This window comes from Pseudomonas sp. NPDC089392 (genome assembly GCF_044749595.1).
Taxonomy (GTDB): domain Bacteria; phylum Pseudomonadota; class Gammaproteobacteria; order Pseudomonadales; family Pseudomonadaceae; genus Aquipseudomonas.
In genome coordinates, this window is record NZ_JBIVIF010000008.1 from 131,423 (window position 1) to 153,334 (window position 21,912).

Here is a 21,912-nt window from a genome sequence, read left to right on the forward strand (position 1 = left end):
GGTAGACCCTATTGGCGGGACGCGGAGGGCAGGTTCCGCAAACTGTAACAGTCACTGTTGCGCAACCCTTGGCCGCAACTGTGCTGGTCCCTGTCAAAGGAATAGCCTTATGCTGTAACGAAATATGTCTAGAAAGCCTGAAGAAGGAAGCTGCAATGCCGCTCAAGGACCTGCTCATCGCCCTGGTGGTGATTGTCGCCTGGGGAGTCAACTTCGTCGTGATCAAGGTTGGTCTCGATGGCTTGCCGCCGATGTTGTTGGGGGCCTTGCGCTTCTTGTTGGTGGCGTTTCCGGCGATCTTGCTGGTCAAGCGGCCCAAGTTGCCCTGGCGCTGGTTGATCGCCTATGGCGCGACTATTTCGCTGGGCCAGTTCGCTTTCCTGTTCCAGGCCATGTATAGCGGCATGCCGCCAGGGCTGGCTTCGCTGATCCTGCAGTCACAGGCTTTTTTCACCCTCGGCTTTGCTGCACTGTTCCTCGGTGAGCGGTTGCGCCTGGCCAGTGTGTTGGGGCTGCTGGTGGCGGCCAGTGGCCTGGCGTTGATCGGCAGCGAAGACGGTGGCCATGTGCCAATGCTGGCGCTGCTGTTGACCCTGTGTGGCGGTGCCATGTGGGGCATGGGCAACATCATTACCCGACGCTTCGGCTCGGTTGACCTGGTGGCGCTGGTGATCTGGGGCGGGCTGATCCCGCCATTGCCCTTCCTGGCGCTGTCGTGGTGGCTGGAAGGGCCCGAGCGCATTGGCCATGCCCTGGCCAATATCAGCTGGAGTTCGTTGCTGGCGCTGGTATACCTGGCCTTTGTCGCCACCATGCTTGGCTACAGCCTGTGGAGCAAGCTGTTGTCGCGCCACCCGGCTGGCAAGGTGGCGCCGTTCTCGTTGCTGGTGCCCGTGATCGGCCTGAGCTCTTCGGCGTTGTTGCTGGGCGAACGCCTGACTGCAACTCAGGGCTGGGGTGCTTTGCTGGTGATGGCCGGGCTGCTGGTGAACGTGTTCGGCGCTCGGATCGGCCAGCGCTTGCGCGCGGTCAGTGCGTAACCTACTGCCGCACTCTGTTAAAATCGGCCTCTTTTGCCAGCCCTACGGAGCGCCCTCATGATCATTTCCACCACCAGCCAGCTTGAAGGTCGCCCGATTGCCGAATACCTGGGTGTGGTCAGTTCCGAATCGGTGCAGGGCATCAATTTCGTGCGCGATTTCTTTGCACGTTTTCGCGACTTTTTCGGCGGCCGGTCGCAAACCCTGGAAAGCGCGCTGCGCGAGGCCCGTGAGCAGGCCACCGAAGAACTGAAGGCGCGGGCACGGCAGTTGCAAGCCGATGCGGTGGTAGGCGTGGATTTCGAGATCAGCATGCCGTCGGTACAGGGCGGTATGGTCGTGGTGTTCGCCACCGGCACGGCAGTACGCTTGAAATAGAGCGTTTTGCCACTGGTCGGGTACAGGACATTTGTCCGGGCGGTCCGCAAATGACCAGCTAGTCTCACTTCCAGGCCGCGTTTAACTGGGCAGCTATTGTGGTTGCCAGCGTGACCGCCACTGGAGGGATACAGGGCATGAGCGAATCCTTTTTCGAAGACCTGAACGACGCATTCCCGATCAACAGCCAGGTGCGCTGTGGCCAGGCGGCATACCGCCTGGGCTTTGCACACATGACGCTGGATGATTCGGAACAGCTCCAGCCTGCACACCTGCAGCGCAGCCAAAAAGGCCGCTTCATGCCGCGGGTTCCACTGAAAAAGTGATCCTGCCCCAGGACAACCCCGCCCAATGGCGGGGTTTTTTTTACCTGTTCTGATGAAGCGTTTCGGCTGGTAGGTGCTTGTCACAACACTTTCAGCGCCTTTGAGATCGAGCGCCGCCCGCGCGGCGCTTCGCAGCACAAGGCTGCTCCTACATCTGTTTCGGGCCAATTATTCCTGTGGCAGGTTGGGTGGCAGCCTTGGTGCATGGCTGAAGGTTGATGAAGAGCAACGGCGTTCCCTTCGATATCGAATGGTACGAACAAGGCGGACAGCGGTGACCTCTCCGGCGTGACTGGCCCGAAACAGATGTAGGAGCAGCCTTGTGCTGCGAAGCGCCGCGCGGGCGGCGCTCGATCTGTGCATCACTTCAAATCCCAAGGCATGCACCTAAAAGCCCCACCCCAGCTTTTCCGTGAAGAATCTTTTTTTGCTATTAGTTGATCCTCCTCATGGTATTGCCGGGTAGCGCTCGCCGGATGACCAAGGCTGTGGTTTTCTGACGCGGCATTCCAGCAACGGAGGATTGAATGCTCATGCGAGTCAGGGAAAAGACTTATTGGCAGTGGGCCGATGCCCAACTGCACAGCCGCAGCCACGACGAAGCACTCAGTGACGGCACCACGCTTGACGTACAAGTGCGCTTGTCGCGCCTTGGAGCCACGCAGTTGTTCCTGGGTTTGTATGGCAGGGATGGGCGTGCGTTGCTTGAAGAGTATTACCCTGCGCGACCAGGCGAGTCCATGACCCGCGCCCTGGTGTGGGGCGTCGACCGCGCCCGGGCAATGGCGACCGGCGCCTTGCCCTTGCCGGAAACCCGTTTGCAACAGCGCCAGGCATGAAAAAGCCCGGCCTATGCGGGCCGGGCACTGGTAAGGGTGCGAACCCTCAGTTGAGCGGTTCGATCACCTTGACTGCCTGCTGCTCACGGGCAGCGGGCCATTCTTGTTGCAGGGTCTGTAGTACGCGGCCAACGAACTCGGTGTCGGCGGCGGCCTTCTTGCCGACGTAGCCCAGGCCACGGCGGTAGACCTTGAAGCGGGCACGCATGCTGGGCAGGTGCTCTTCAAATTCATCTTCGACAGTGTTCGGTGGCAGGCGGTCGAGGCGCACTTCACCGGTTTGGCTAACCCACAGCAAGTGGTCGTCAAGGCTGTCCTTGCGTACGGCGAACAGCTGGGCCAATTGGTCGATAGTCGGATTGTTGTTCAAGTTCATCATAAAGCCCCCATTACCCATTCGTAGGTGATTTTTCAAAGTTGGCACTACCACGGTGTAGCGCACTACCAAGGCTGCTACAGCAGCATCGCAACAGGGGCTTTCTCACGCTGCCTTTTGGACAGTTCCCTCTCCACGGACGGCCTGCGTTACCGCGCAGGCCGCCTGGAACACCCTTGCCACCGCTCCCGATCAGGGAGACGGCTTCATCATGCACAAGGGCGATGAACGGCGTCAACCGTTTTGTAGTGAATATTTTTTGGCACTACATTTTTGTCATTTTGTTCGACAATCACTGCTGGCACTACAGCCCTGACAGAATGTCGAAGGCTGCGCGCACCCGGGCTTCGTTCGGGTAATTTCGATTGGCCAGCAACACCACAGCCAGTTGTTCGGACGGCACAAACGCAGCGTAGGCACCGAAACCGTTGGTAGCGCCGGTCTTGTTGTACCAGGCGGCTGGCAGCGCGGGCAGGGCCGGTTGCAAGCGCGTGGTTGCCTGCGGTTCACGGATAAGCCGCGGGCTGTTGCCATCGACCAGCGTGCCCAAGGTGACCGGGTAGGGGTAGCGTTCCCAGCCCAGGCCCTGGGTCATGGCGCCAACCTGAAAGTAGCCTTGCTGGGTAATGGCAATGGCTTTGACCAGTGCCGGGGGCAGGCCCTCCGGCTGCATGTGCAGGCGTACATAGCGCAGCAGGTCGCTGGCGCTGGTCTTGATGCCGTAGGCCTCGTCGGCGTAGGGGCCGGGGCCGACGCGTACTGGTTTGTCGTCGGCATCGTAGCCTTGGGCGTAAAGCCCCTGGGCGCTGGCGGGGACGTGCAGGTAGGTGTTTTCCAGGCCCATTTTTGCCAGCAGGCCCTCGGTCATCAGTGTAGAAAACGGTTGGTGCTGCGCGCGGGCGGCCAGGTCACCGAACAAGCCCAGGCTAGGGTTCGAGTAGCAGCGCTGGGTGCCGGGTTTGGCAGGGGGTTGCCAGTGGCGGAAGAAATCGACCACCTGCTGCGGGGTCTGTACCGCATCCGGGAACTGCAACGGCAGGCAATCGGCACTGTAGGCGCCCAGTTCCAGCACGCTGGCGTCACCGATGGGCGCCCCGGCCAGGGCCGGGTGGTAGCGCTTGGCCGGGGCTTCGAGGTCCAGCTTGCCCTCGGCACTGGCCAGCGCAGCCAGGGTGGCGGTATAGGTTTTGCTCAGTGAACCGATTTCGAACAGCGTGTCGCGGCTGACCGGCACGTTGTCGGCCTTGCTGGCCACTCCGTAGCTGAAGTAATGCGCGTGGTCGCGGGCGTAGATTGCCACCGCCATGCCGCTGATGCCTTGATCCTGCATCAGCGGGCGGATGATCTGGTCGACCTTGGCTTGCAGTTGGTCGTCGGCGTTGGCGGTGGCGTGCACGAAAGTAAGCGTGAGGGCGGCTGCAAGTGCGCAAAGGCGAGGGCGAGGCATGGGTGGTCCTTTTATGGAGCGTGTCCGTTGAGCGATACCGGTGGGGGTTCCGGCGTTAGCGGCAAATAGCCGCAGACCTTATCGTCTGCCCTTGCACAATGACAAGACGGACACATTGATGAAGTATTTGCGCATGTTATTCGACAATTTCACCCTGGCATTGCTCGGGGTGGTGCTGATCGCCACCGTGCTGCCTTGCTCGGGCGACGGGGCGGTGTATTTCGGCTGGCTGACCAACCTGGCCATCGGCCTGTTGTTCTTCCTGCATGGCGCCAAGCTGTCGCGTGAGGCGATCATCGCCGGTGCCGGGCACTGGCGCCTGCACCTGCTGGTGTTCTCCTGCACCTTCGTGCTGTTCCCGCTGCTGGGCCTGGCGCTCAAGCCGCTATTCCTGCCGCTGGTGGGCAACGAGCTGTACCTGGGCGTGCTGTACCTGTGCGCCTTACCAGCCACCGTGCAGTCGGCCATCGCCTTCACCTCGCTGGCCCGCGGTAACGTACCGGCGGCCATCTGCAGCGCGGCGGCGTCCAGCCTGTTGGGGATCTTCCTCACGCCATTGCTGGTAATGATGCTGCTGGGTGCCAGTGGTGACACCGGCTCTGGCCTGGATGCGGTGCTGAAGATCACCCTGCAACTGCTGGTGCCGTTCGTGGCCGGGCAGATTGCGCGGCGCTGGATTGGCGCGTGGGTCAAGCGCAATGCGCGCTGGCTCAAGGTGGTGGACCAGGGCTCGATCCTGCTGGTGGTGTACACCGCCTTCAGCGAGGCGGTGGTTACCGGGCTGTGGCACACGGTATCGCCGCAGCACCTGGCCGGGTTGTTTGCCGTGTGCGGGATTCTGCTGGCGGTGGTGCTGTTTGGTACGCGCCTGCTTGGCAAGGCGCTGGGCTTTGACCTGGAGGACCGCATCACGATTCTGTTCGCCGGCTCGAAGAAGAGCCTGGCCACCGGCGTGCCAATGGCCCAGGTGTTGTTCGTGGGCAGTGGCATTGGCGCGATGATCTTGCCGCTGATGCTGTTCCACCAGATCCAGTTGATGGTCTGTGCGGTGCTGGCGCAGCGTTATGCCAGCCGTGAGCAGGTGACGGAAGAGGCTTCGGCGGCATCCTGACAACATAAGCGGCCACTGGCGCGTTCCCTGTGTAGGAGCGGCCTTGTGTCGCGATAGGGCTGCACAGCAGCCCCACAATTTCAGCGTGAATGCAAATAATGCTGGGGCCGCTTTGCGGCCCTTTCGCGACACAAGGCCGCTCCTACACGGGATCGCGCAATGGCTTGAGGTTAGCGGGCCTGCCCTGAACCGCGCTCGCGCAGCGCCTTGCCCACCTCGGCCTCGATCTTGTAGGCGGGCCCCTCCAGGTCGTCGTAGTTGCGTGTATAGCGCCGGGCGAATTCCTCGACGCCCAGCTGCTGGTACTGCTGCACATGCTTGAGCTCGTGCGCCCACAAGGCCACGTTGTCCTCAGCGTCACCGGCCCGGCGGAAGATGATCGTGTCGATCAATGTCACGGCGTTTACGTCGGGGTTCTGCAGCAGCGCATTGGCCGCGCTCATCTGCTCCTGGTCACCCACCCGGAAGCGCGCCGCGTCGAGCACGGCAAAGTCATACCAGGGTTCGAGCTGCACCCGGATATGCAACGGGATCGGCTCAACGCCGCTGGCGGTGGCTTCGTCGCGAGCCTGGTGCAAGGCATAGGTCAGGCTGGACGACGCCATCACCTCCACATCCTTGAGAATTTGCCCGGCTTGCCCAGGGTCGATCGGGGCGCAAAAGCAGCCCATCAGGCATACCTGGTATTGCCCTGGCGGGCAGGCCTGGTCGGCAAGCGCCGGCAGGGCCAGCAACAGCCCCAGCAGTGCACTAATCCGCTTCATGCAGGGCCTTTTCTACAAAGTGGCGACTGGCGTCGAGTACCTGCGACTGCACGCTTTCGGTGGCCAGCATGCGCCCGACCATCAGCGCACCTACGCACTGACTGATCAGCACCCAGGCCAGTTGCTCATCCTCCAGTGTTGCGCTCCAGGCCTGGTGCAGTTCCACCAGCCAATGCTCGGCCACTTCGCGCACCTGCGCTTCGGCCCGGGCAATCTCCACCCCCAGCGGCGGCAATGGGCAGCCACCCTCGGCATTGTGCAGGTGGGCCAGGCTCAGGTACTGCTGCAGGCAACGGCCCAGCCGTTCGCGGCTGGCGCCCTGGTTGGCCAGGCGCGCCAGCGGGCTGTTGCACAGTTCTTGCCGCACCACCTCGGTAAACAGGTCGTCCTTGGACGGGAAGTGGTTGTAAAAGGCACCGCCGGTCAGGCCAATGGCCTTCATCAGCCCGGCCACGCCGGTGCTGGAGAACCCCCCGCGCTTGGCCAGTGCACCACTGCTGGCCAGCAGCCGTTCGCGGGTTTGCTGCTTGTGTTCGTTGGAGTAACGCATTCACTTGCCTCTGCAGGAGGGCTTGACGATGGCGGTGATCATAACATAGCGTTCGTTTACTAAACGATCATTCACCAATGGAGGCAAGCATGGCAGAACAACAAAAAGTAGTGCTGGTGATCGGTGCGGGCGATGCCACCGGTGGCGAGATCGCCAAGCGTTTTGCCCGCGAGGGCTATATTGCCTGTGTGACCCGGCGCCAGGCTGACAAGCTGCAGCCGCTTCTGGAGGAAATACGCGCCGCTGGCGGCCAAGCCCACGGTTTTGGCTCTGATGCCCGCAAGGAGGAGGAGGTGGCGGAGCTGGTTGAAACCATCGAGCGCGATATCGGCCCGATCGAAGCCTTTATCTTCAACATCGGCGCCAATGTGCCGTGCAGCATCCTCGATGAAACCCCACGCAAATACTTCAAGATTTGGGAGATGGCCTGCTTTGCCGGGTTCCTTACTGCCCAGGCGGTGGCCCGGCGCATGGTCCAGCGCGAGCGCGGCACGATCCTGTTCACCGGCGCCACTGCCGGTACCCGGGGCGCGGCGGGTTTCGCAGCGTTCGCCGGTGCCAAGCACGGCTTGCGCGCTCTGGCCCAGAGCATGGCGCGCGAACTGGGGCCGCGAAACATTCACGTCGCCCACGTGGTGGTGGACGGCGCCATCGACACCGCCTTCATTCGCGACAGTTTCCCCGAGCGTTATGCCCTCAAGGACCAGGATGGCATCCTCGACCCGGCGCACATTGCCAACAGCTACTGGTTCTTGCACGCCCAGCCTCGCGACACCTGGACTTTCGAGCTGGACCTGCGCCCCTGGATGGAACGCTGGTAAGGCCTTTCCCCGAACAAGGATCATAGTCATGCACAAGATCGTCGATTTCCATTTTGACCTGGGCAGCCCAGCCAGCTACCTGGCCTGGACCCAACTGCCAGCACTGTGTGCCCGTCAAGGGGCCACGTTGCGCTACCGGCCGATGTTGCTGGGCGGGGTATTCCAGGCCACCGGCAACGCCTCACCGGTCTCGATCCCGGCCAAGGGACGCTACATGTTTGCCGACCTGGCGCGCTTTGCGGCTCGTTACGGGGTGCCGTACGGGTTGCCACCGGGGTTCCCGGTCAATACCTTGACCCTGATGCGTGGGGTGGTGGGCACTCAGCTGCGTTCGCCAGAGCGTTTCGAGGCCTTGCTGGCCGTGCTGTTCAATGGCCTGTTTGTGCAGCGCCGCAACCTGAGCGATAGCGCGGTGCTTGATGAAACTCTTGCCCAGGGCGGATTCGACCCGCAGGCATTTCACACATTGGCGGCGGATGACGAGGTAAAGGCCGCGCTAAGGCAGGCGACCGAGGTGGCTGTGGCGCGTGGGGTGTTTGGCGCGCCAACCTGTTTTGTCGGCGACGAGATGTTCTTTGGCCAGGACCGCCTGGACTTTGTCGAAGCGGCGTTGCGTCAGGGTGCCAGCAGCCTTTCCAGCTGAGTGCGCTCCCACAGGCTGAGCAGGTCGGTGGGGTTGCTGCCGTAGCGCGGCCAATCCTCAAGCCCGGCCTGTTGGCCGCCAGGGGCAAGGCAATGAACGCAATGCGCCAGGCCTTCGGCGTCCAGGGCCAGCGTCAGTTGCCAGCCCTGGATGTCGACTTCGACCAATCCGCCATCGCGGCGTGCACGCACCTCCAGGTGATGCACGCCAAGGGCCGCATTGCGCAGGCACTGGTAGATGGCCCGGGTGTTCAGCGGCCCCATCGGTGTCAAGATCAGAAATTCGCCGGGGTATTGGCGCTGATGATCTCAGCTTCGTCCGGGCCGATGTTCTTGAAGCTGTGCGGCAGGGTAGTGGGGATGTAATAGCCATCGCCCGAGTTCAGCACGCTGACATGGCCATCGACCCACAGCTCGACCGTGCCCCGGGTGACCAGGCCACATTCTTCGCCCTCGGCATGCACGATCGGCTCACCCGAGTCGGCACCCGGTGCATACAGTTCACGCAGCATGCGCATTTGCCGGCCTTCGACACTGGCACCGACCAGCAGCATGCGCAGGCCGTTACGGCCCAGGTCTGGCTGTTCGCCACCACGGAACACGTAGCGCTCTTCACGCACCGGCTCGTCGAAGCTGAAAAACTCCGCCAGGCTCATGGGAATGCCTTCGAGCAGTTTTTTCAGGGAGCTGACCGAAGGGCTGACGCGATTCTGTTCGATCTGCGAGATCGTCGAATTGGTCAGCCCGCTGCGGCGGGCCAGTTCCCGTTGGGAGAGGTTGTTGCGTTCACGCACCAGTTTGAGTCGCGTCCCCGTGTCCATAGCCGCCTTGTAATCTGAGGTGTTTAAAATAATGAGCGATGCGCATTAAAACACACTCTGCGCGCTTGCGCGCTGTGCTTCTCAAACCCTTTGGTCACGCGGCATTGGCCACAGCCCGACCAGCAACAACAGTGCCGCCACAGCCAGGAATGGCAAGCGTGGATCGATGGCATACACCAGGGTGCCAGCCAGCGGCCCGATCACCGCGCCCATGCCTTGGGCAGCGCCAATGGAGCCAGCCGTGGCGCCTTGCTCGGAGGCGTGCATGGCATTAGCTGCCAACGCGGAAAACGCCGGGAATACGAAGCCCATGCCCGCTGCCGCGACAAAATAACAAGCCCACAGCCAGGGCGCCGTTGTTGCCAGCGAACCGCAGGCAAAGCCCAGGGCCGACACCGTGGCGCCGACCCGGATCATCTTTAGCGGTGGCCATTCCAGCTGGCGCAGCAACACCTGCGCCAGCATCAGTGCCACGCCCACCGTGGTCAGGGCGATACCGGCGGCCTGGGCGGCTTCGGCAGGGCCCAGGTGCAAGCGGTCGAGGGCAAAGAAACCAACGATGATCTGTGACACGGTGACGCTGAGCATGGCGCTGAACGCCACCAGCAAGGGCCGGCGCAGGCGCGGGTCGTTCAACCGTACCGGGCTGGGGGCATGGCTGCTTGCTAGCGCCTGGGGCTTGAGGGTGAACAGCAGGACGAGGAAAGCACTGGCTGGCAGCAGCGACATGATATGGAACGGCAGGCTCAGGCTATGCCGCGCCAGCAGCGCCGCCAGCGCTGGGCCCACCACCAGGCCAACGGCGTTGGCCGCCCCCAGCGAGGCCATGGCCCGGGTCCGACGTTGCGGTTCGACATGGTCGGCGATCAGCGCATTGCAGCCTACCGGGATGGCGGCATAGAAGGCGCCGATGCAGGCACGTGCGACCATCAGGCCGATGAAGGCCAGGGTAGCTCCCGGCAACCAGCGCAGTGCGCCTTCGACAAACAGGCACAGCAGCCAGTAAGCCAGGGTGAAACCAGCGCTGCCCAGCAACAGCACGCGCCGCCGGCCCAGGCGGTCTGCCGCACGCCCCCAGGGCCGTGCCAACAACACCCAGACCACGCCTGCCACGGTCACGGCGGCACCGGCTTGCCAGGTGGCCATGCCAAGCTGGCGGGCAATCGGGCCGATCAGTGCGACGAAGGCCATCATCGACATGGTGCAGGCCATGTTGGCCAGCAGCAATGGGCGCAAGTCCAGGGTGCTGGCCGGTAAAAGGGTGGCAGGATCCTTTGCAACGTTCATTAGACAGTCCAGGGCAGTACGGCAGTTAAACGCCGATCTTGTTAAGAATTATTATCGATTGTCAAACCCTGGGCCGCCATGGATCATTCGCTGCGGCGCAGGGGGCCAGGCCACATGCTACGCAACACGCCGTCGCGGCGCACCCACGCGTGCATCAAGGCCGCGCCCACATGCACCAGCACCGTGGCGAACAGCAGGTAGCCGGCCCAGCCATGCGCCTGGCGCAGCACGGCATACAGCTGCAGGTTATGCGGGGCGATGGCGGGCAAGCCCAGCGGGCGAGGGTAGTCGCCAGCCGACAGCATCGCCCAGCCCAACAGTGGCATGGCCAGCATCAGGCAATAGAGCAGCAGGTGCGAGGCCCCGGCTGCCCAGCGCTGCAGCGTTGGCAGGTCACGCGGCAAGGGTGGGTGGGGCAAGGCCAGGCGCACGGCGATGCGCAACACCACAAGCACCAGCAAGGCCAGGCCGGTGGCCTTGTGTAGCCCGATCAGCACAGGGTGCCGCGGCGACAAATCGGCGACCATGCTCACGCCGATGAACAGCATGGCGAGGATCAATACGGCCATCAGCCAGTGCAGCAGGCGGGCGAGGGGGTGGAAGGCTTGCGGTTTCATGGGCGGGCTCCAGTGCTGAGCGATTCACGGCTGCGGCGGTTGAAGGATTCCGAATAGGCAGCTGAGCGAGCGGCGAGGATCGGGTCGGCGGACGCCTCTATACCCTGGGGCAGGATCAGCGGATCGAAATTGAGGTCGCGGCAGGCCCCTTGTTCGGGTGCATCAACCTGCTCCAGCACCAGTGTGCCGGCGCTCACGCTGCGCCGTTCGGCAGGCCAGGGGCTGGCGGGGTCGTCCACCGCATCGCCAGGTTCGGCCAGTACCAGGCGTAGCGTCCAGCGCAGCGGGCCTTGGTCCAGGCGCTGTTTCAGGTCATGCTGCAGGAACAGTTTGTCATCGACCTGGGCGGGCAGCGCGGCAAACTCGGCTTGTGGCTCCAACTGCCAACGCACCGGGTGGGCCGCGCCACCGGCGTCGATCAGGCGGAAGGCATTGATGCTGTGGTACTGGGTATTGGCGAAACTGTTGCTGGGCTTGTAGCCCGCTGCCCATTGGCGAAACGCCGCGCTTTCCGGGTGGGCGGCGAAGAACGCCTGCATCTTGGCCGGGTTTGGCTTGCCGGTGGCCGGGTCCGGCGCGCCTGCCAGCACTTGCTCATAGAACCCTTGAGGTGTACTGACGGCCAGCACTGGCGGGTTGTTCATGCCAGTGCGCCAGACCTGCCCGTCATCAGTGCTCAATTGTATGGCCAAGCTACGCACCGGAATGCCGGTGTCCGGCGCGAACGGGTTGGCGCCACCAATGGCGAAACGGCCTATCACCGGCACCCGCGCCTGGCTGAACACCCGTGCCGTGGACAGGTTGGCGGCCTGCCCGCTGGCCTGGAAGTAGCCACTGACGCACAGGCCTTTGGCGTGGTTCTTGCGGTAGCCCGGATAATGCCCGGCCTGTGCTTCGAAGGTGTCGATGATGCGCTGCGGCGTCAGCCGGGTGTCGCCAAGCCAGCCGGCGGCATAGGCAAAGCCGGCCCCTGCAGCCAGCATCACGGCGCCGATGGCGGCCAGGCGCAAGGCCTTGGCCGGGCCGTGCAAAGGTGAGTTCATGGTCATCGTCCGGTTCAGTGAAGGTGCCGGTACGACGGGGCAGGGAAAAACTTATTCCCTCAGCGGGAATAGAATTTCTTCACAGGCGTCTGCCCTTTACACTGACAACCCCAGAGGCCGGGACCTAGCCATGCACGACCTGGACGACCACCAGTGGCGCGAACTGCTTGCCCGCCTGCGCCGCTTTGCCGTGTGGCTGACCCGCGAGCCGGGTAGCGCCGACGACCTGGTGCAGGCGGCGGTAGAGCGGGCCTTGAGCCGGCGCGACCAGCAACGGGACGCCGAGGCGCTGCGTGCGTGGCTGTTTACCATTCTTTATCGGCTGTTCCTCGACGGCAAACGCCGCGACCGCCTGCATGCGCGCTGGCTGTCCTGGTTTGGCCGTACCGAGCACGTCGACGAGCCGGCCGGCGACAACCTCGAAGCTATCGTATTGGCCCAGGCCGACTTGCAGGCGTTTGCCCGGCTCACGGCCGAGCAACGTGCCTTGCTGCTGCTGGTCAGCATCGAAGGCTTGAGCTACAAGGAGGCCGCCCAGGCCTTGGGCATCCCCATCGGCACTGTGATGTCGCGCCTGTCGCGCGCTCGCAATGCCTTGCGCGAACTGACCGAGGGCAACCCCCAGCCCCCGGCCTTGCGGAGATTGAAATGACGCGCCTGATCCCCAGCGAAGACGAATTGCACGCTTACGTCGATGAGCGCCTGGAGCCTGTGCGCCGGGCCGAGGTGCAGGCCTGGCTGGCGGCCAACCCGCAGGCCGCGGCACGGGTGGAGGGCTGGCGTACCGATGCCCGCCGGCTGAGAGCAGCGCTGGCCGGGTTTGCCGAACTGCCCGGGGTGGCGCAGTTGGAGCTGAGCCAGGTGCGCCGGCAATTGCGCCAGCGCCGCCAGCGGCGTTGGGCTGCGGCGGCGGTGCTCTTGCTCGCGTTGGGCGTGGGTGGCCTGGGTGGTTGGCAGGTGCGTGATGCGACCCTGGCCCGCGTCGACTTGCCCATGGCCGATGCCGTCCAGGCGCACCGCTTGTTCGCGGGTAGCGAGGCGCTGGATATCCAGGCCAGCGACCCAGGGCAGTTGCGTGATTGGTTGGGGCGGCATTTCAGTCGCGTGGGGCAGTTGCCGGACCTGGCGGGCTATGGCTTCAAGCCGGTGGGTGCGCGCCTGCTCAGCAACGAACAGGGGCCGGCGGCGTTGCTGGTGTTCGAGGATGGCAAGGGCCAACGCATCAGCCTGTTCCTGCGTTCACCGGGTGAGCAGTACCGGCGCATGCCGGACGGGCAGCGGGTCGATGGTCAGCTGGAGGCGCGGTATTGGTCGCATGGGGCTTACAACTTTGCCTTGGTCAGCGCAGCGGAGGATGTGCGCGGTGCGGGGGTGGAGGAGGCGTTGCGGTTGGGGTTGTGAGTAGGCGGGGCTCAAGGCAAGCACCTCAGGCCCCACCACTAACCTCAGCTCAACTCCAACCAGATCGGCGCATGGTCCGACGGCTTTTCCATCCCGCGCAATTCATAGTCCACGCCCGCCGCCTTGATCCGTGGCACCAGGTGCTGCGAGGCCATGATCAGGTCGATGCGCAGGCCGCGCTTGGGGTCGTCCTCGAAACCACGGCTGCGATAGTCGAACCAGCTGAAGCGGTCTGTCACCTCCGGGTACAGGTGGCGGAAGCTGTCCACCAGGCCCCAGCCTTTCAAACGCTCCATCCACTCCCGCTCTTCCGGCAGGAAGCTGCACTTGCCTGTCTTGAGCCAGCGCTTGGCATTGTCCGGGCCAATGCCGATGTCGCAGTCCTGCGGCGAAATGTTCATGTCGCCCATCACCAGCAGCGGCTGGTCATTGCGGAACTGGCCCTCCAGCAGCGCCTGCAGGTCGCTGTAGAAACGCTGCTTGGCCGGGAACTTGGTGGGGTGGTCGCGGCTCTCGCCCTGGGGGAAGTAGCCGTTCATGATGGTGATCGGGTTGCCATCGGCATCGGCGAAGGTGCCCCAGATGAAACGGCGCTGGGCGTCTTCTTCATCGGTGGCAAAGCCCTTGTGCAGGCTCAACGGTGCCTGGCGCGACAGCAGGGCCACGCCGTAGTGGCCTTTCTGACCGTGGTAATGCACGTGGTAACCCAGTGCCTGCACATCGGCCAGTGGGAACTGATCGTCGCTGACCTTGGTTTCCTGCAGGCCGATCACGTCCGGCTGGTACTTTTCGATCAGCGCCGCCAGCTGATGCGGGCGGGCCCGCAGGCCGTTGATGTTGAAACAGACGATCTTCATGGAAAGATAATCCCGGTAAAAGGCGCGATGCTAGCCGACATCGTCCGCCATCACCAGCGTGGCGGCTTCGGGGCGCTACTGCTAACGTGCTGTAGGGGGTGAACGATGCGCGGTGAAAACACCTCCAAGGCACTGTACGCCCATTCCAGGAGGTCTGTCCGCAATGCCCGAAACCACAGCCGCTCCGGCGCGTGTCTGCCTGCTTGATGATGGTTATAGCCGCGAGGCACGCTCGCTGTTGTACAACGCCTACCGCCATGAACCTACCTTCGCCTATATCTTCGAGGCCCAGCGCCCAGGGTATGAGCAGCGCCTGCGGGTGATGGTGCGCGAGTGGGTACGCCAGCATTTCTACCTGCAACTGCCTGCCATCGGCCTGCTGGTGGAGGACCGCCTGATTGCCCTGGCCCTGATCGTGCCGCCGCTGCGCCGGCTGGGCGTGGCCGATAGCTGGGCCTGGCGCTTGCGCATGTTGCTGGGCACCGGCCAGCGCTGCACGCGCCGCTATATGGACTACCAGGCGGCCCTGGCCGCCTGCCTGCCTACCGACAAGGTGCACGTGTTGCCACTGCTAGGGGTGCACCCGCAATTTCAGGGTAAGCAGTACGGCGAGCAATTGTTGCAAGCTGTGCACGACTGGTGCGCGGACGACCCAGGCACCCAGGGTGTGGTGCTGGACACCGGCAATGAGCACTACCTGGCCTTTTACCAGCGTCAGGGCTACGAGGAAATTGGCGAGGTCGCTGTAGGACCAATCCGGGAGAGGGTGTTTTTTCATCCCAATCCGGTTTCTTCCAATTCCGCTTTTGCCTGAGCAGGCCGCAAGGCGGCTCCCTTGAGCGCCCGGCTCTGGTAGCATGCGCCGCATGACGTATTCAGGAAGATTGACCTGGGGCCTGGTTTTCTGGGCCGCCAGTTTCGCAGCATGGGGCCAGAGTGAGTTGCTGGTGAAGGTAAAACCGGCCAACAAGGCGCTCAAGGCCAATGTCGAAGGCTATATCGGTACCCTTGGCGACCGCGATGAAGAAGCGCTACTGCGCTTCAGTCGTGGCGCGCAGGAGCAGGCGCGCAAAGCCGCGCAGGCACTTGGCTACTACCAGGCGCAGATCGATACCGAGGTCAAGCCCGCCAGTGCGGCTGACCATTCCCCGCAACTGATCATCACCATCAATCCCGGCGAGCCGATTCGCCTGCGCAACGTAACCGTGCGCATCGAGGGCCCGGCCAGCGAGATGAAGGCCTTCCGCGTGCCAGACAGCAAGGCACTGCGTGCAGGTGAACAACTCAACCACGGCCAATACGAAGACGCCAAGCGGCTGATCCAGAACCAGGCGTCGCGCTACGGCTTCTTCAGTGGGCGTTTCAGCCGCCAGCGCCTGGCGGTCGACCCCCAGGCGGGCGTGGCCGATATTGAACTGGTCTACCAGAGTGGCCCGCGCTATCACCTGGGCGCTGTCACCTTCGGTGGTGACACACCGCTGGACGACGACCTGCTGCAGCGCATGGTGTCGTTCAAGCCGGGTACACCTTATGACTCTGAACTGATCGCCGAACTGAACAACGACCTGCAATCGAGCGGCTATTTCGAAGGCGTACGCGTGGATGCGGCACCCACCGCAGCCGTGGGCGAAGAAGTGCCGGTGGATGTCCACCTGGAAACCCGCAAGCCACGCACCATGGGCCTGGGCCTGGGCTACTCGACCGACGTCGGGCCGCGCGTCAAGGCCAACTGGACCCGCCACTGGGTCAACCCGCAGGGCCACAGCTATGGTTGGGAAACCGAACTGTCGGCGCCCCGGCAGAACGTTGGCCTGTGGTACGACATTCCCCTCGACCCGCCGCTGACCGACAAGTTGCGCTTTGCCGGCGGTTACCAGAACGAGGAAATTGCCGGTACCGATACCCTCAGTAAGCTGCTGACAGTTGGCCCCGAGTGGCACAGCAAGCTGCCCAGTGGCTGGCAGCGGGTGATTTCGCTCAAGTACCAGCGCGAGGAGTATCGCCTGGGCGATGACTCCGGGTTGAGCAACCTGCTGATGCCCGGCGTCAGTTATTCCTTCCTGCGCAGTGACAACCGCATCGACCCGCACAACGGTTATCGCCTGCAGTTCGATGTACAGGGGGCCAAGGAAGGGCTGGTTTCCGACACCAACCTGTTGCACGGCAACGTGCTGCTCAAGGGCCTGACCACGCTTGGCCACAACCACCGCCTGCTCGGCCGCGTGCAGTTCGGCGGCAGCGCGACCAATGGCTTCAAGAACAACATCCCGCCGTCGTTGCGCTTCTTCGCCGGTGGCGACCAGAGCGTGCGCGGCTACGACTACCAGACCTTGTCGCCGAAAAACAGCGACGGCGACCGCATTGGCGGGCGCTACCTGGTGGCCGGCAGTGTCGAGTACCAGTATTCACTGACCGAAAAGTGGCGGCTGGCAACCTTCGTCGACCAGGGCAACTCGTTCAATGACCTGGAGCTGCCCAGCCTCAAGACCGGTGTCGGTTTTGGTGTGCGCTGGGTCTCGCCGGTCGGGCCGCTGCGCCTCGACCTGGCCAAGGCGCTGGATGACGACGGGGGCATTCGCCTGCACTTTTCCATGGGGCCTGAGCTTTGAAACGCGTAATCAAATACATCCTGCTGGGCCTGCTCGGGGTAGTCGCGAGCCTGGTCCTGGCACTGGGCCTGTTACTGGGTACCGAGGCTGGCAGCCGTTGGGTGTTGGGCAAGGTGCCTGGGCTTGAGGTGGCTGATTTCCAGGGCCGCCTGGCGGGTAGCTGGCAAGCTGGCCGGCTAAGCTGGGTCGACGCTGGTAGCAAGGTAGAGGTGCAGGCGCCGCTATTGGCGTGGTCGCCTGCTTGTCTGCTGCGCGCCACCTTGTGCATCGACCAATTGCAGGCACAACGTATCGACATGGCTTTTGCGCCGAGTACCGAACCGGCCGACAGCGGCCCGCTGCAATTACCGGCCTTGCGCTTGCCGCTGGCCATCGAACTGGGTGAAGTCAAAATTGGCCAGCTTCGCCTGGATGGCAGTGACCTGCTCGGTGACCTGCAACTGGCGGCGCACTGGACCAACACCGGGTTGCGCATCGACAGCCTGCACCTGCAGCGCGACGACCTGCAATTGAACCTGCAGGGCGACCTGCAGCCCGAAGGTGACTGGCCGGTGCAACTCCAGGGCCAGCTGCAGCTGCCTGCGGTAGAGGGCAAACCTTGGCAACTGGCGTTGACCGCCACTGGCGAATTGCAAAAGACCTTGAAGCTCGCTGGCACCAGCAGCGGCTACCTCGATGCCACGCTGAGCGGGCAGTTGCAGGCGTTGGCCGAGCATTTGCCGGCGACCTTGCAGATCCGTTCCGAGGCCTTCAAACCGGCTGGCTCGTTGCCCGATACCTTGCAGCTGAACCAGCTCAAGCTCGATGCCAAGGGCGACCTGCTAAAGGGTTATCAATTGTCAGGCTCGGCCAGTTTGCCGGCCGAGCAGGCGCCTATCGCCCTGATCTTGTCCGGGGTGGTCGACAGCAAAGGGGCCAAGCTCGATGCGCTGGACCTGAACGCCAGCGATACCCAGCGCGTCAAGCTGCAAGCCAAGGCCGACTGGCAAAATGGCCTGGCCGCCGACGCTCAACTGGACTGGCAGGACTTCCCGTGGCTGCGCCTGTACCCATTGGAGACACCGCCCGACGTCACGCTCAAGCGCTTCAATGCCCAGGTGCACTACCGCGATGGTAACTATAAGGGCACCTTCAATGGCGACCTGGATGGCCCGGCGGGGGCGTTCAGCCTGGCCAGCCCGTTCGAAGGTGACCTGGGCCAGGTGAAGTTTGCGCAATTGGCGCTGAGCGCTGGGCAAGGCAAGGCCGCTGGCAATGTCGCCGTGCGCTTTGCCGATACCTTGGCATGGGATGTCGACTTGCAACTGTCGGCACTCGACCCGGCTTATTGGCTGGCCGAACTGCCGGGCACCCTGGCAGGCCCGCTGCGTAGCAAAGGCGAGATGAAGGGTGATGTGCTGGCCCTCGATGCCCAGCTTGACCTGAAGGGCCGCCTGCGCGGCCAGCCGGCAGTGCTCAAGGTCGAGGCCCAAGGGGCAGGGCAGAGCTGGACCTTGGGCGCCTTGGCAATCCAGCTGGGTGACAACCGCATCAACGGCAGTGGTAGCCTGCAGCAGCGCCTGGCCGGGCGGGTCGATCTCGACTTGCCGCGCCTGGGCCAGCTGTGGCCAAGGCTGCAAGGCCAGGTCAAGGGCCGGCTGGATGTCGCCGGCACCTTGCAGGCGCCGCAAGGTACGCTGACTCTGCAGGGCCAGCGTTTGGCCCAGGCCGAAAACCGGCTGCAACAACTGGACCTGGATGCTCGCCTGGACAACGCCCAACGCGGCGTGATCGACCTCAAGGCCAGCGGCATCCACGTGGGCGACACAGCATTGGGCACGCTGCAGGCCAACGGCAAAGGCGACATTCGCCAGCAAGCCGTGACCCTGGCGCTGGACGGCCCGCAACTCAAGCTCGACCTTGGCCTGGATGGCCAGCTGAACAAGGGTGACTGGCGCGGGCGCCTGGCCAGTGGGCGCATCCAGGCCGGTGGCCAGGACTGGCAGTTGCAAGCCCCGGCACGCCTGCAGCGTTTGGCCAGCGGCCAGCTGGATTTCGGTGCCCACTGCTGGCGCTCCGGCCAGGCCAGCCTGTGTGGCGACGACCAGCGCCTGGCCCCCGAGCCACGTCTGCGCTACCACCTCAAGCAGTTCCCGCTGGCCAGCCTGGCCCAGTGGTTGCCGAAGGACTTCGCCTGGCAGGGCCTGCTCAATGCCGACATCAACCTGGACATCCCGGCCAGCGGCCCCAAGGGCAACATCGTCGTCGACGCCAGTGGCGGCACCCTGCGCGTGCGCGACAAGGGCCGCTGGGTCGACTTCCCGTACCAAACCCTGCGCCTGGACAGCACGCTGGCACCACGGCGTATCGATACACGCCTGGCATTTCGCGGCGAGCGCCTGGGTGAGCTGAATGTCAGCGCTATCCTCGACCCACTGGGCAAGAACAAGCCATTGTCGGGTGATTTTCGCCTGACCGGCCTGGACTTGTCGGTGGCGCGCCCGTTCGTGCCGATGGTCGAGCGCCTGGCCGGGCAGCTTAATGGCAGTGGCCGGCTGTCAGGCTCTTTGCTGGCGCCACAGGTCAACGGCAACCTGATGCTCAGCGGCGGTGAAATCAGTGGCGCGGAACTGCCGGCCAGCCTTGAGGACTTGTCATTGCAGGCGTTGATTGCCGGCGAGCAAGTGCAGCTCAATGGCAATTGGCGCAGTGGCGAGGCGGGGCGTGGCCAATTGAGTGGCAACCTCACCTGGGGCCAGGCACTGGGCATGGATGTGCGCCTGCAAGGCCAGCAACTGCCCGTCACGGTCGAGCCCTATGCCACGCTGGAAGTTGCCCCGGACCTGACCTTGCGCCTGATCGACGACAAGCTGGCGGTGACCGGCAAGGTGCAGGTGCCCAAGGGCAAGATCACCGTGCGCGAGCTGCCGCCGTCCACCGTCAAGGTGTCGGATGACACGGTGATCGTCGGCCACCAGACCGAAGAGGGCAAGGCACCCATGGCGATGGCCATGGATATCGATGTCGACGTCGGCCGCGACAAGCTGTCGTTCAGTGGCTTTGGCCTCACCGCCAACCTGCTCGGCCATGTGCACATCGGTGACAACCTCGATACCCGCGGCGAGCTGAGCCTGGCCGACGGCCGCTACCGTGCCTACGGCCAGCGCCTGACCATCCGCCGGGCGCGGTTGCTGTTCGCCGGCCCGATCGACCAGCCGTACCTGGACATCGAAGCGATCCGCAAGGTCGACGACGTGATTGCCGGTATCCGCCTGAGCGGCAGCGCCGAGCAGCCCACCACAAAAGTGTTCTCGGAGCCCGCCATGAGCCAGGAACAGGCGCTGTCGTACCTGGTTTTGGGGCGCCCTTTGGGCACCACCGGCGAAGACAACAACATGCTCGCTGAGGCAGCCTTGGGTCTGGGCCTGGCGGGTAGTGCCGGCATTACCGGCAGCCTGGCTTCAAGCCTGGGAATCGACGATTTCCAACTGGATACCGAAGGTTCGGGCAACACCACCAGCGTGGTCGCCAGCGGCAACCTCACCGAGAAGCTGAGCCTGCGCTACGGCGTGGGGGTGTTCGAGCCCGCCAACACCATCGCGTTGCGCTACAAACTGAGCAAGAAGGTGTACCTGGAGGCCGCCAGCGGGCTGGCCAGCTCTCTGGATATTTTCTACAAGCGCGACTTCTAAGCAGGCGCCGGGCCGCCGTCAACGGACGGTGGCCGCCTCGATGAACTCATTGGTGTCGGGCGAGGGTGGCAGGCTGGGGGCGCGTACCGGGATGATCAGGCTGGTGTATTCCTCGATCAGCCGGTTCAGTGCTTCTGGTGGTTCGCTGGCCTGAAACTGCATGCGGATCTGCACTTCGTCAGGGTCACGGCTTTCACCCTGACGGCCCTGGCCGCCGATGGTCACCTTGAAGCTGGCGGCCTTGTTTTCGCCCGCGGTCAGCAAGGCCTGTTGTGCTTCGGTACCTTTGACCCGCACCGACAAGTCGACTTGCATGCGCTCCAGGGCCAGGCCCTTGGGTGATACCAGGGCAAACAGCGGCACACGCATGATGTGCTGGCCGTCCATGGCAACCTCGACCATCTTGGCCTTCATAGGTGCGCCCAATGCCTCGGTGTCACACTCGAAAAACTGGTCGAACAGGTTGATGTACTGCTGGGCGATCAGGCTGTTGGTGGCGCTGGCGGCTTCCTGCAGGCCACGGGTGATTTCACGCAGGTCGATGGAGGTCATGGGGGCGGGGGACTTGTCCATTGATTCGACTCCTCAGGCCAGTAGGAGCCCCCTGTTGCTGGCCAGGGGGCTGTTGCGGAGGGGGTGGAGCGAATCAAGGGTTGCTGGCACTTGGCGGTGGGTTGTTATTGGCAGCAGGGTCTTTCAAGGTATCTTTCTGTGATATTTCGTCTGGGCTTTCCAGTACGGCAGTTTTGACAACGGTCGGCTTGGTCGCGGCATCGGTAAGGAATTCGATCACCCTCATCACGGCTTCAGGCGGCTCCTGGCGCTTCAGCGTGGTATTGAATGCGTAGCGGGCGCGGGTGTCTGTCTTACGCGTTTGCGAGGACTTGTGGCTGACGCTTCCTTTCACGTTCAGCTTGAACGGTCCCCAGCCCAGCGAGCCTCCCACGGTTGCGTTCATGTCCGTGCTGGAGCTGTCTTCCGACATCTGGTTGATGATCAGCTCGAACTCGACATTACCTTCTTCGATGGTGATGTTCGGGTGCGTGATGGCCGCCAGCAGCGGCACTTTCATGGTCTTGCTGACCACGCCCTTGTACTCGCCCTGTTCGTCGACAATGGTTTCGTCGTAGTCGAACTGGATAGCGACTGCCTTGCCGTCCTGGACGCACACCTGCATCAGGAAGTCTGCGTACGATTTACTGGCGGTGACCTGTGCCTGGACCATGGCCTGCAGGGGGCCGGCGATCATGCGGTCCATCGGCAGGGCATTGATGACCGAGCCGATGAGGCTGTTGTCTATCGACATGTTGGG

Annotated in this window: 24 protein-coding genes; 12 read left to right on the forward strand and 12 right to left on the reverse strand. The window is 63.5% G+C overall.

All coding sequences use genetic code 11. The features are described from left to right. The first annotated feature begins 155 nt into the window (after positions 1–155). The 4 genes from ACIP1G_RS10455 to ACIP1G_RS10470 all read left to right on the forward strand — a co-directional run bounded on the left by ACIP1G_RS10455 (position 156) and on the right by ACIP1G_RS10470 (position 2,583). Positions 156–1,040, forward strand: coding sequence for an EamA family transporter (locus ACIP1G_RS10455; protein ID WP_400736271.1), 885 nt, complete (start codon positions 156–158; stop codon positions 1,038–1,040). Between the two features lie 57 nt (positions 1,041–1,097). Continuing rightward, positions 1,098–1,418, forward strand: coding sequence for a YbjQ family protein (locus ACIP1G_RS10460; RefSeq protein WP_003258990.1), 321 nt, complete (start codon positions 1,098–1,100; stop codon positions 1,416–1,418). A 137-nt stretch (positions 1,419–1,555) separates the two neighbouring features. Then, positions 1,556–1,744 carry a hypothetical protein gene (locus ACIP1G_RS10465; protein WP_400736274.1) on the forward strand — a complete coding sequence of 63 codons (189 nt, stop codon included), beginning with the start codon at positions 1,556–1,558 and terminating at the stop codon, positions 1,742–1,744. Positions 1,745–2,271: 527 nt separating this feature from the next. Then, positions 2,272–2,583 carry a hypothetical protein gene (locus ACIP1G_RS10470; RefSeq protein WP_400736277.1) on the forward strand — a complete coding sequence of 104 codons (312 nt, stop codon included), beginning with the start codon at positions 2,272–2,274 and terminating at the stop codon, positions 2,581–2,583. A 46-nt stretch (positions 2,584–2,629) separates the two neighbouring features. On the opposite strand, the gene ACIP1G_RS10475 is transcribed toward ACIP1G_RS10470, so the two are convergent. Then, on the reverse strand, positions 2,630–2,962 hold the full coding sequence (locus tag ACIP1G_RS10475) for a hypothetical protein (protein WP_400736280.1): 333 nt from the start codon (positions 2,960–2,962) through the stop codon (positions 2,630–2,632). Between the two features lie 301 nt (positions 2,963–3,263). Next, complete coding sequence (ampC, locus tag ACIP1G_RS10480) at positions 3,264–4,406, reverse strand: class C beta-lactamase (RefSeq protein ID WP_400736283.1); 1,143 nt, start codon at positions 4,404–4,406, stop codon at positions 3,264–3,266. A 118-nt stretch (positions 4,407–4,524) separates the two neighbouring features. On the opposite strand from ampC, the gene ACIP1G_RS10485 reads away from it, so the two are divergent. Then, the gene (locus tag ACIP1G_RS10485) at positions 4,525–5,517 is read left to right on the forward strand and encodes a bile acid:sodium symporter family protein (protein WP_400736286.1); all 993 of its coding nucleotides are present in this window, start codon (positions 4,525–4,527) and stop codon (positions 5,515–5,517) included. 170 nt (positions 5,518–5,687) lie between these two features. On the opposite strand, the gene ACIP1G_RS10490 is transcribed toward ACIP1G_RS10485, so the two are convergent. Both ACIP1G_RS10490 and ACIP1G_RS10495 read right to left on the reverse strand, forming a co-directional pair. Continuing rightward, entirely contained in the window at positions 5,688–6,281 is a 594-nt protein-coding gene (locus ACIP1G_RS10490) for a DUF4157 domain-containing protein (RefSeq protein WP_400736288.1), read from the reverse strand. Further along, on the reverse strand, positions 6,268–6,831 hold the full coding sequence (locus ACIP1G_RS10495) for a TetR/AcrR family transcriptional regulator (protein WP_400736291.1): 564 nt from the start codon (positions 6,829–6,831) through the stop codon (positions 6,268–6,270). Before ACIP1G_RS10495 ends, ACIP1G_RS10490 begins: the two co-directional genes overlap by 14 nt. A gap of 89 nt (positions 6,832–6,920) precedes the next feature. Between ACIP1G_RS10495 and ACIP1G_RS10500 the strand changes: the two genes are divergently transcribed. After that, positions 6,921–7,652, forward strand: a complete 732-nt coding sequence (locus tag ACIP1G_RS10500) for an SDR family oxidoreductase (RefSeq protein ID WP_400736294.1) — start codon at positions 6,921–6,923, stop codon at positions 7,650–7,652. A gap of 28 nt (positions 7,653–7,680) precedes the next feature. Then, positions 7,681–8,295 (forward strand): 2-hydroxychromene-2-carboxylate isomerase, encoded by a 615-nt coding sequence (locus ACIP1G_RS10505; protein ID WP_400736296.1) that lies wholly within the window; start codon positions 7,681–7,683, stop codon positions 8,293–8,295. Here ACIP1G_RS10505 and ACIP1G_RS10510 read toward each other — a convergent pair. The 5 genes from ACIP1G_RS10510 to ACIP1G_RS10530 all read right to left on the reverse strand — a co-directional run bounded on the left by ACIP1G_RS10510 (position 8,268) and on the right by ACIP1G_RS10530 (position 12,068). Next, a complete protein-coding gene (locus tag ACIP1G_RS10510) occupies positions 8,268–8,558 on the reverse strand; it encodes a hypothetical protein (RefSeq protein WP_400736299.1) in 291 nt (96 codons plus the stop codon). The two genes, ACIP1G_RS10505 and ACIP1G_RS10510, sit on opposite strands and share 28 nt — an antisense overlap. A gap of 11 nt (positions 8,559–8,569) precedes the next feature. Beyond that, positions 8,570–9,115 (reverse strand): cupin domain-containing protein, encoded by a 546-nt coding sequence (locus tag ACIP1G_RS10515; RefSeq protein WP_400736302.1) that lies wholly within the window; start codon positions 9,113–9,115, stop codon positions 8,570–8,572. An 81-nt stretch (positions 9,116–9,196) separates the two neighbouring features. After that, positions 9,197–10,402 carry an MFS transporter gene (locus ACIP1G_RS10520; protein ID WP_400736305.1) on the reverse strand — a complete coding sequence of 402 codons (1,206 nt, stop codon included), beginning with the start codon at positions 10,400–10,402 and terminating at the stop codon, positions 9,197–9,199. A gap of 83 nt (positions 10,403–10,485) precedes the next feature. Beyond that, positions 10,486–11,019 (reverse strand): cytochrome b, encoded by a 534-nt coding sequence (locus tag ACIP1G_RS10525; protein WP_400736308.1) that lies wholly within the window; start codon positions 11,017–11,019, stop codon positions 10,486–10,488. Then, a complete protein-coding gene (locus ACIP1G_RS10530) occupies positions 11,016–12,068 on the reverse strand; it encodes a catalase family peroxidase (RefSeq protein ID WP_400736311.1) in 1,053 nt (350 codons plus the stop codon). Before ACIP1G_RS10530 ends, ACIP1G_RS10525 begins: the two co-directional genes overlap by 4 nt. A 124-nt stretch (positions 12,069–12,192) precedes the next feature. On the opposite strand from ACIP1G_RS10530, the gene ACIP1G_RS10535 reads away from it, so the two are divergent. Further along, positions 12,193–12,714 (forward strand): sigma-70 family RNA polymerase sigma factor, encoded by a 522-nt coding sequence (locus ACIP1G_RS10535; protein ID WP_400736314.1) that lies wholly within the window; start codon positions 12,193–12,195, stop codon positions 12,712–12,714. Continuing rightward, positions 12,711–13,463, forward strand: a complete 753-nt coding sequence (locus tag ACIP1G_RS10540; protein ID WP_400736317.1) for an anti-sigma factor family protein — start codon at positions 12,711–12,713, stop codon at positions 13,461–13,463. Before ACIP1G_RS10535 ends, ACIP1G_RS10540 begins: the two co-directional genes overlap by 4 nt. Positions 13,464–13,507: 44 nt before the next feature. On the opposite strand, the gene xthA is transcribed toward ACIP1G_RS10540, so the two are convergent. Continuing rightward, positions 13,508–14,320, reverse strand: coding sequence for an exodeoxyribonuclease III (xthA, locus tag ACIP1G_RS10545; protein ID WP_400736320.1), 813 nt, complete (start codon positions 14,318–14,320; stop codon positions 13,508–13,510). Positions 14,321–14,483: 163 nt separating this feature from the next. Here xthA and ACIP1G_RS10550 point away from each other — a divergent pair, with 163 nt between their 5' ends. The 3 genes from ACIP1G_RS10550 to ACIP1G_RS10560 are packed head-to-tail and all read left to right on the forward strand — an operon-like array spanning position 14,484 to position 20,600. Next, complete coding sequence (locus ACIP1G_RS10550; protein ID WP_400736323.1) at positions 14,484–15,134, forward strand: GNAT family N-acetyltransferase; 651 nt, start codon at positions 14,484–14,486, stop codon at positions 15,132–15,134. A 52-nt stretch (positions 15,135–15,186) separates the two neighbouring features. After that, positions 15,187–16,929, forward strand: coding sequence for an autotransporter assembly complex family protein (locus ACIP1G_RS10555; protein ID WP_400736326.1), 1,743 nt, complete (start codon positions 15,187–15,189; stop codon positions 16,927–16,929). After that, positions 16,926–20,600, forward strand: coding sequence for a translocation/assembly module TamB domain-containing protein (locus tag ACIP1G_RS10560; RefSeq protein ID WP_400736329.1), 3,675 nt, complete (start codon positions 16,926–16,928; stop codon positions 20,598–20,600). Before ACIP1G_RS10555 ends, ACIP1G_RS10560 begins: the two co-directional genes overlap by 4 nt. 18 nt (positions 20,601–20,618) lie before the next feature. Here ACIP1G_RS10560 and ACIP1G_RS10565 read toward each other — a convergent pair whose 3' ends face one another. Together ACIP1G_RS10565 and ACIP1G_RS10570 are read right to left on the reverse strand one after the other, a co-directional pair. Beyond that, positions 20,619–21,173 carry a DUF2589 domain-containing protein gene (locus ACIP1G_RS10565; RefSeq protein ID WP_400736332.1) on the reverse strand — a complete coding sequence of 185 codons (555 nt, stop codon included), beginning with the start codon at positions 21,171–21,173 and terminating at the stop codon, positions 20,619–20,621. Between the two features lie 73 nt (positions 21,174–21,246). After that, entirely contained in the window at positions 21,247–21,906 is a 660-nt protein-coding gene (locus ACIP1G_RS10570; RefSeq protein ID WP_400736335.1) for a DUF2589 domain-containing protein, read from the reverse strand. Between the last annotated feature and the right edge of the window lie 6 nt (positions 21,907–21,912).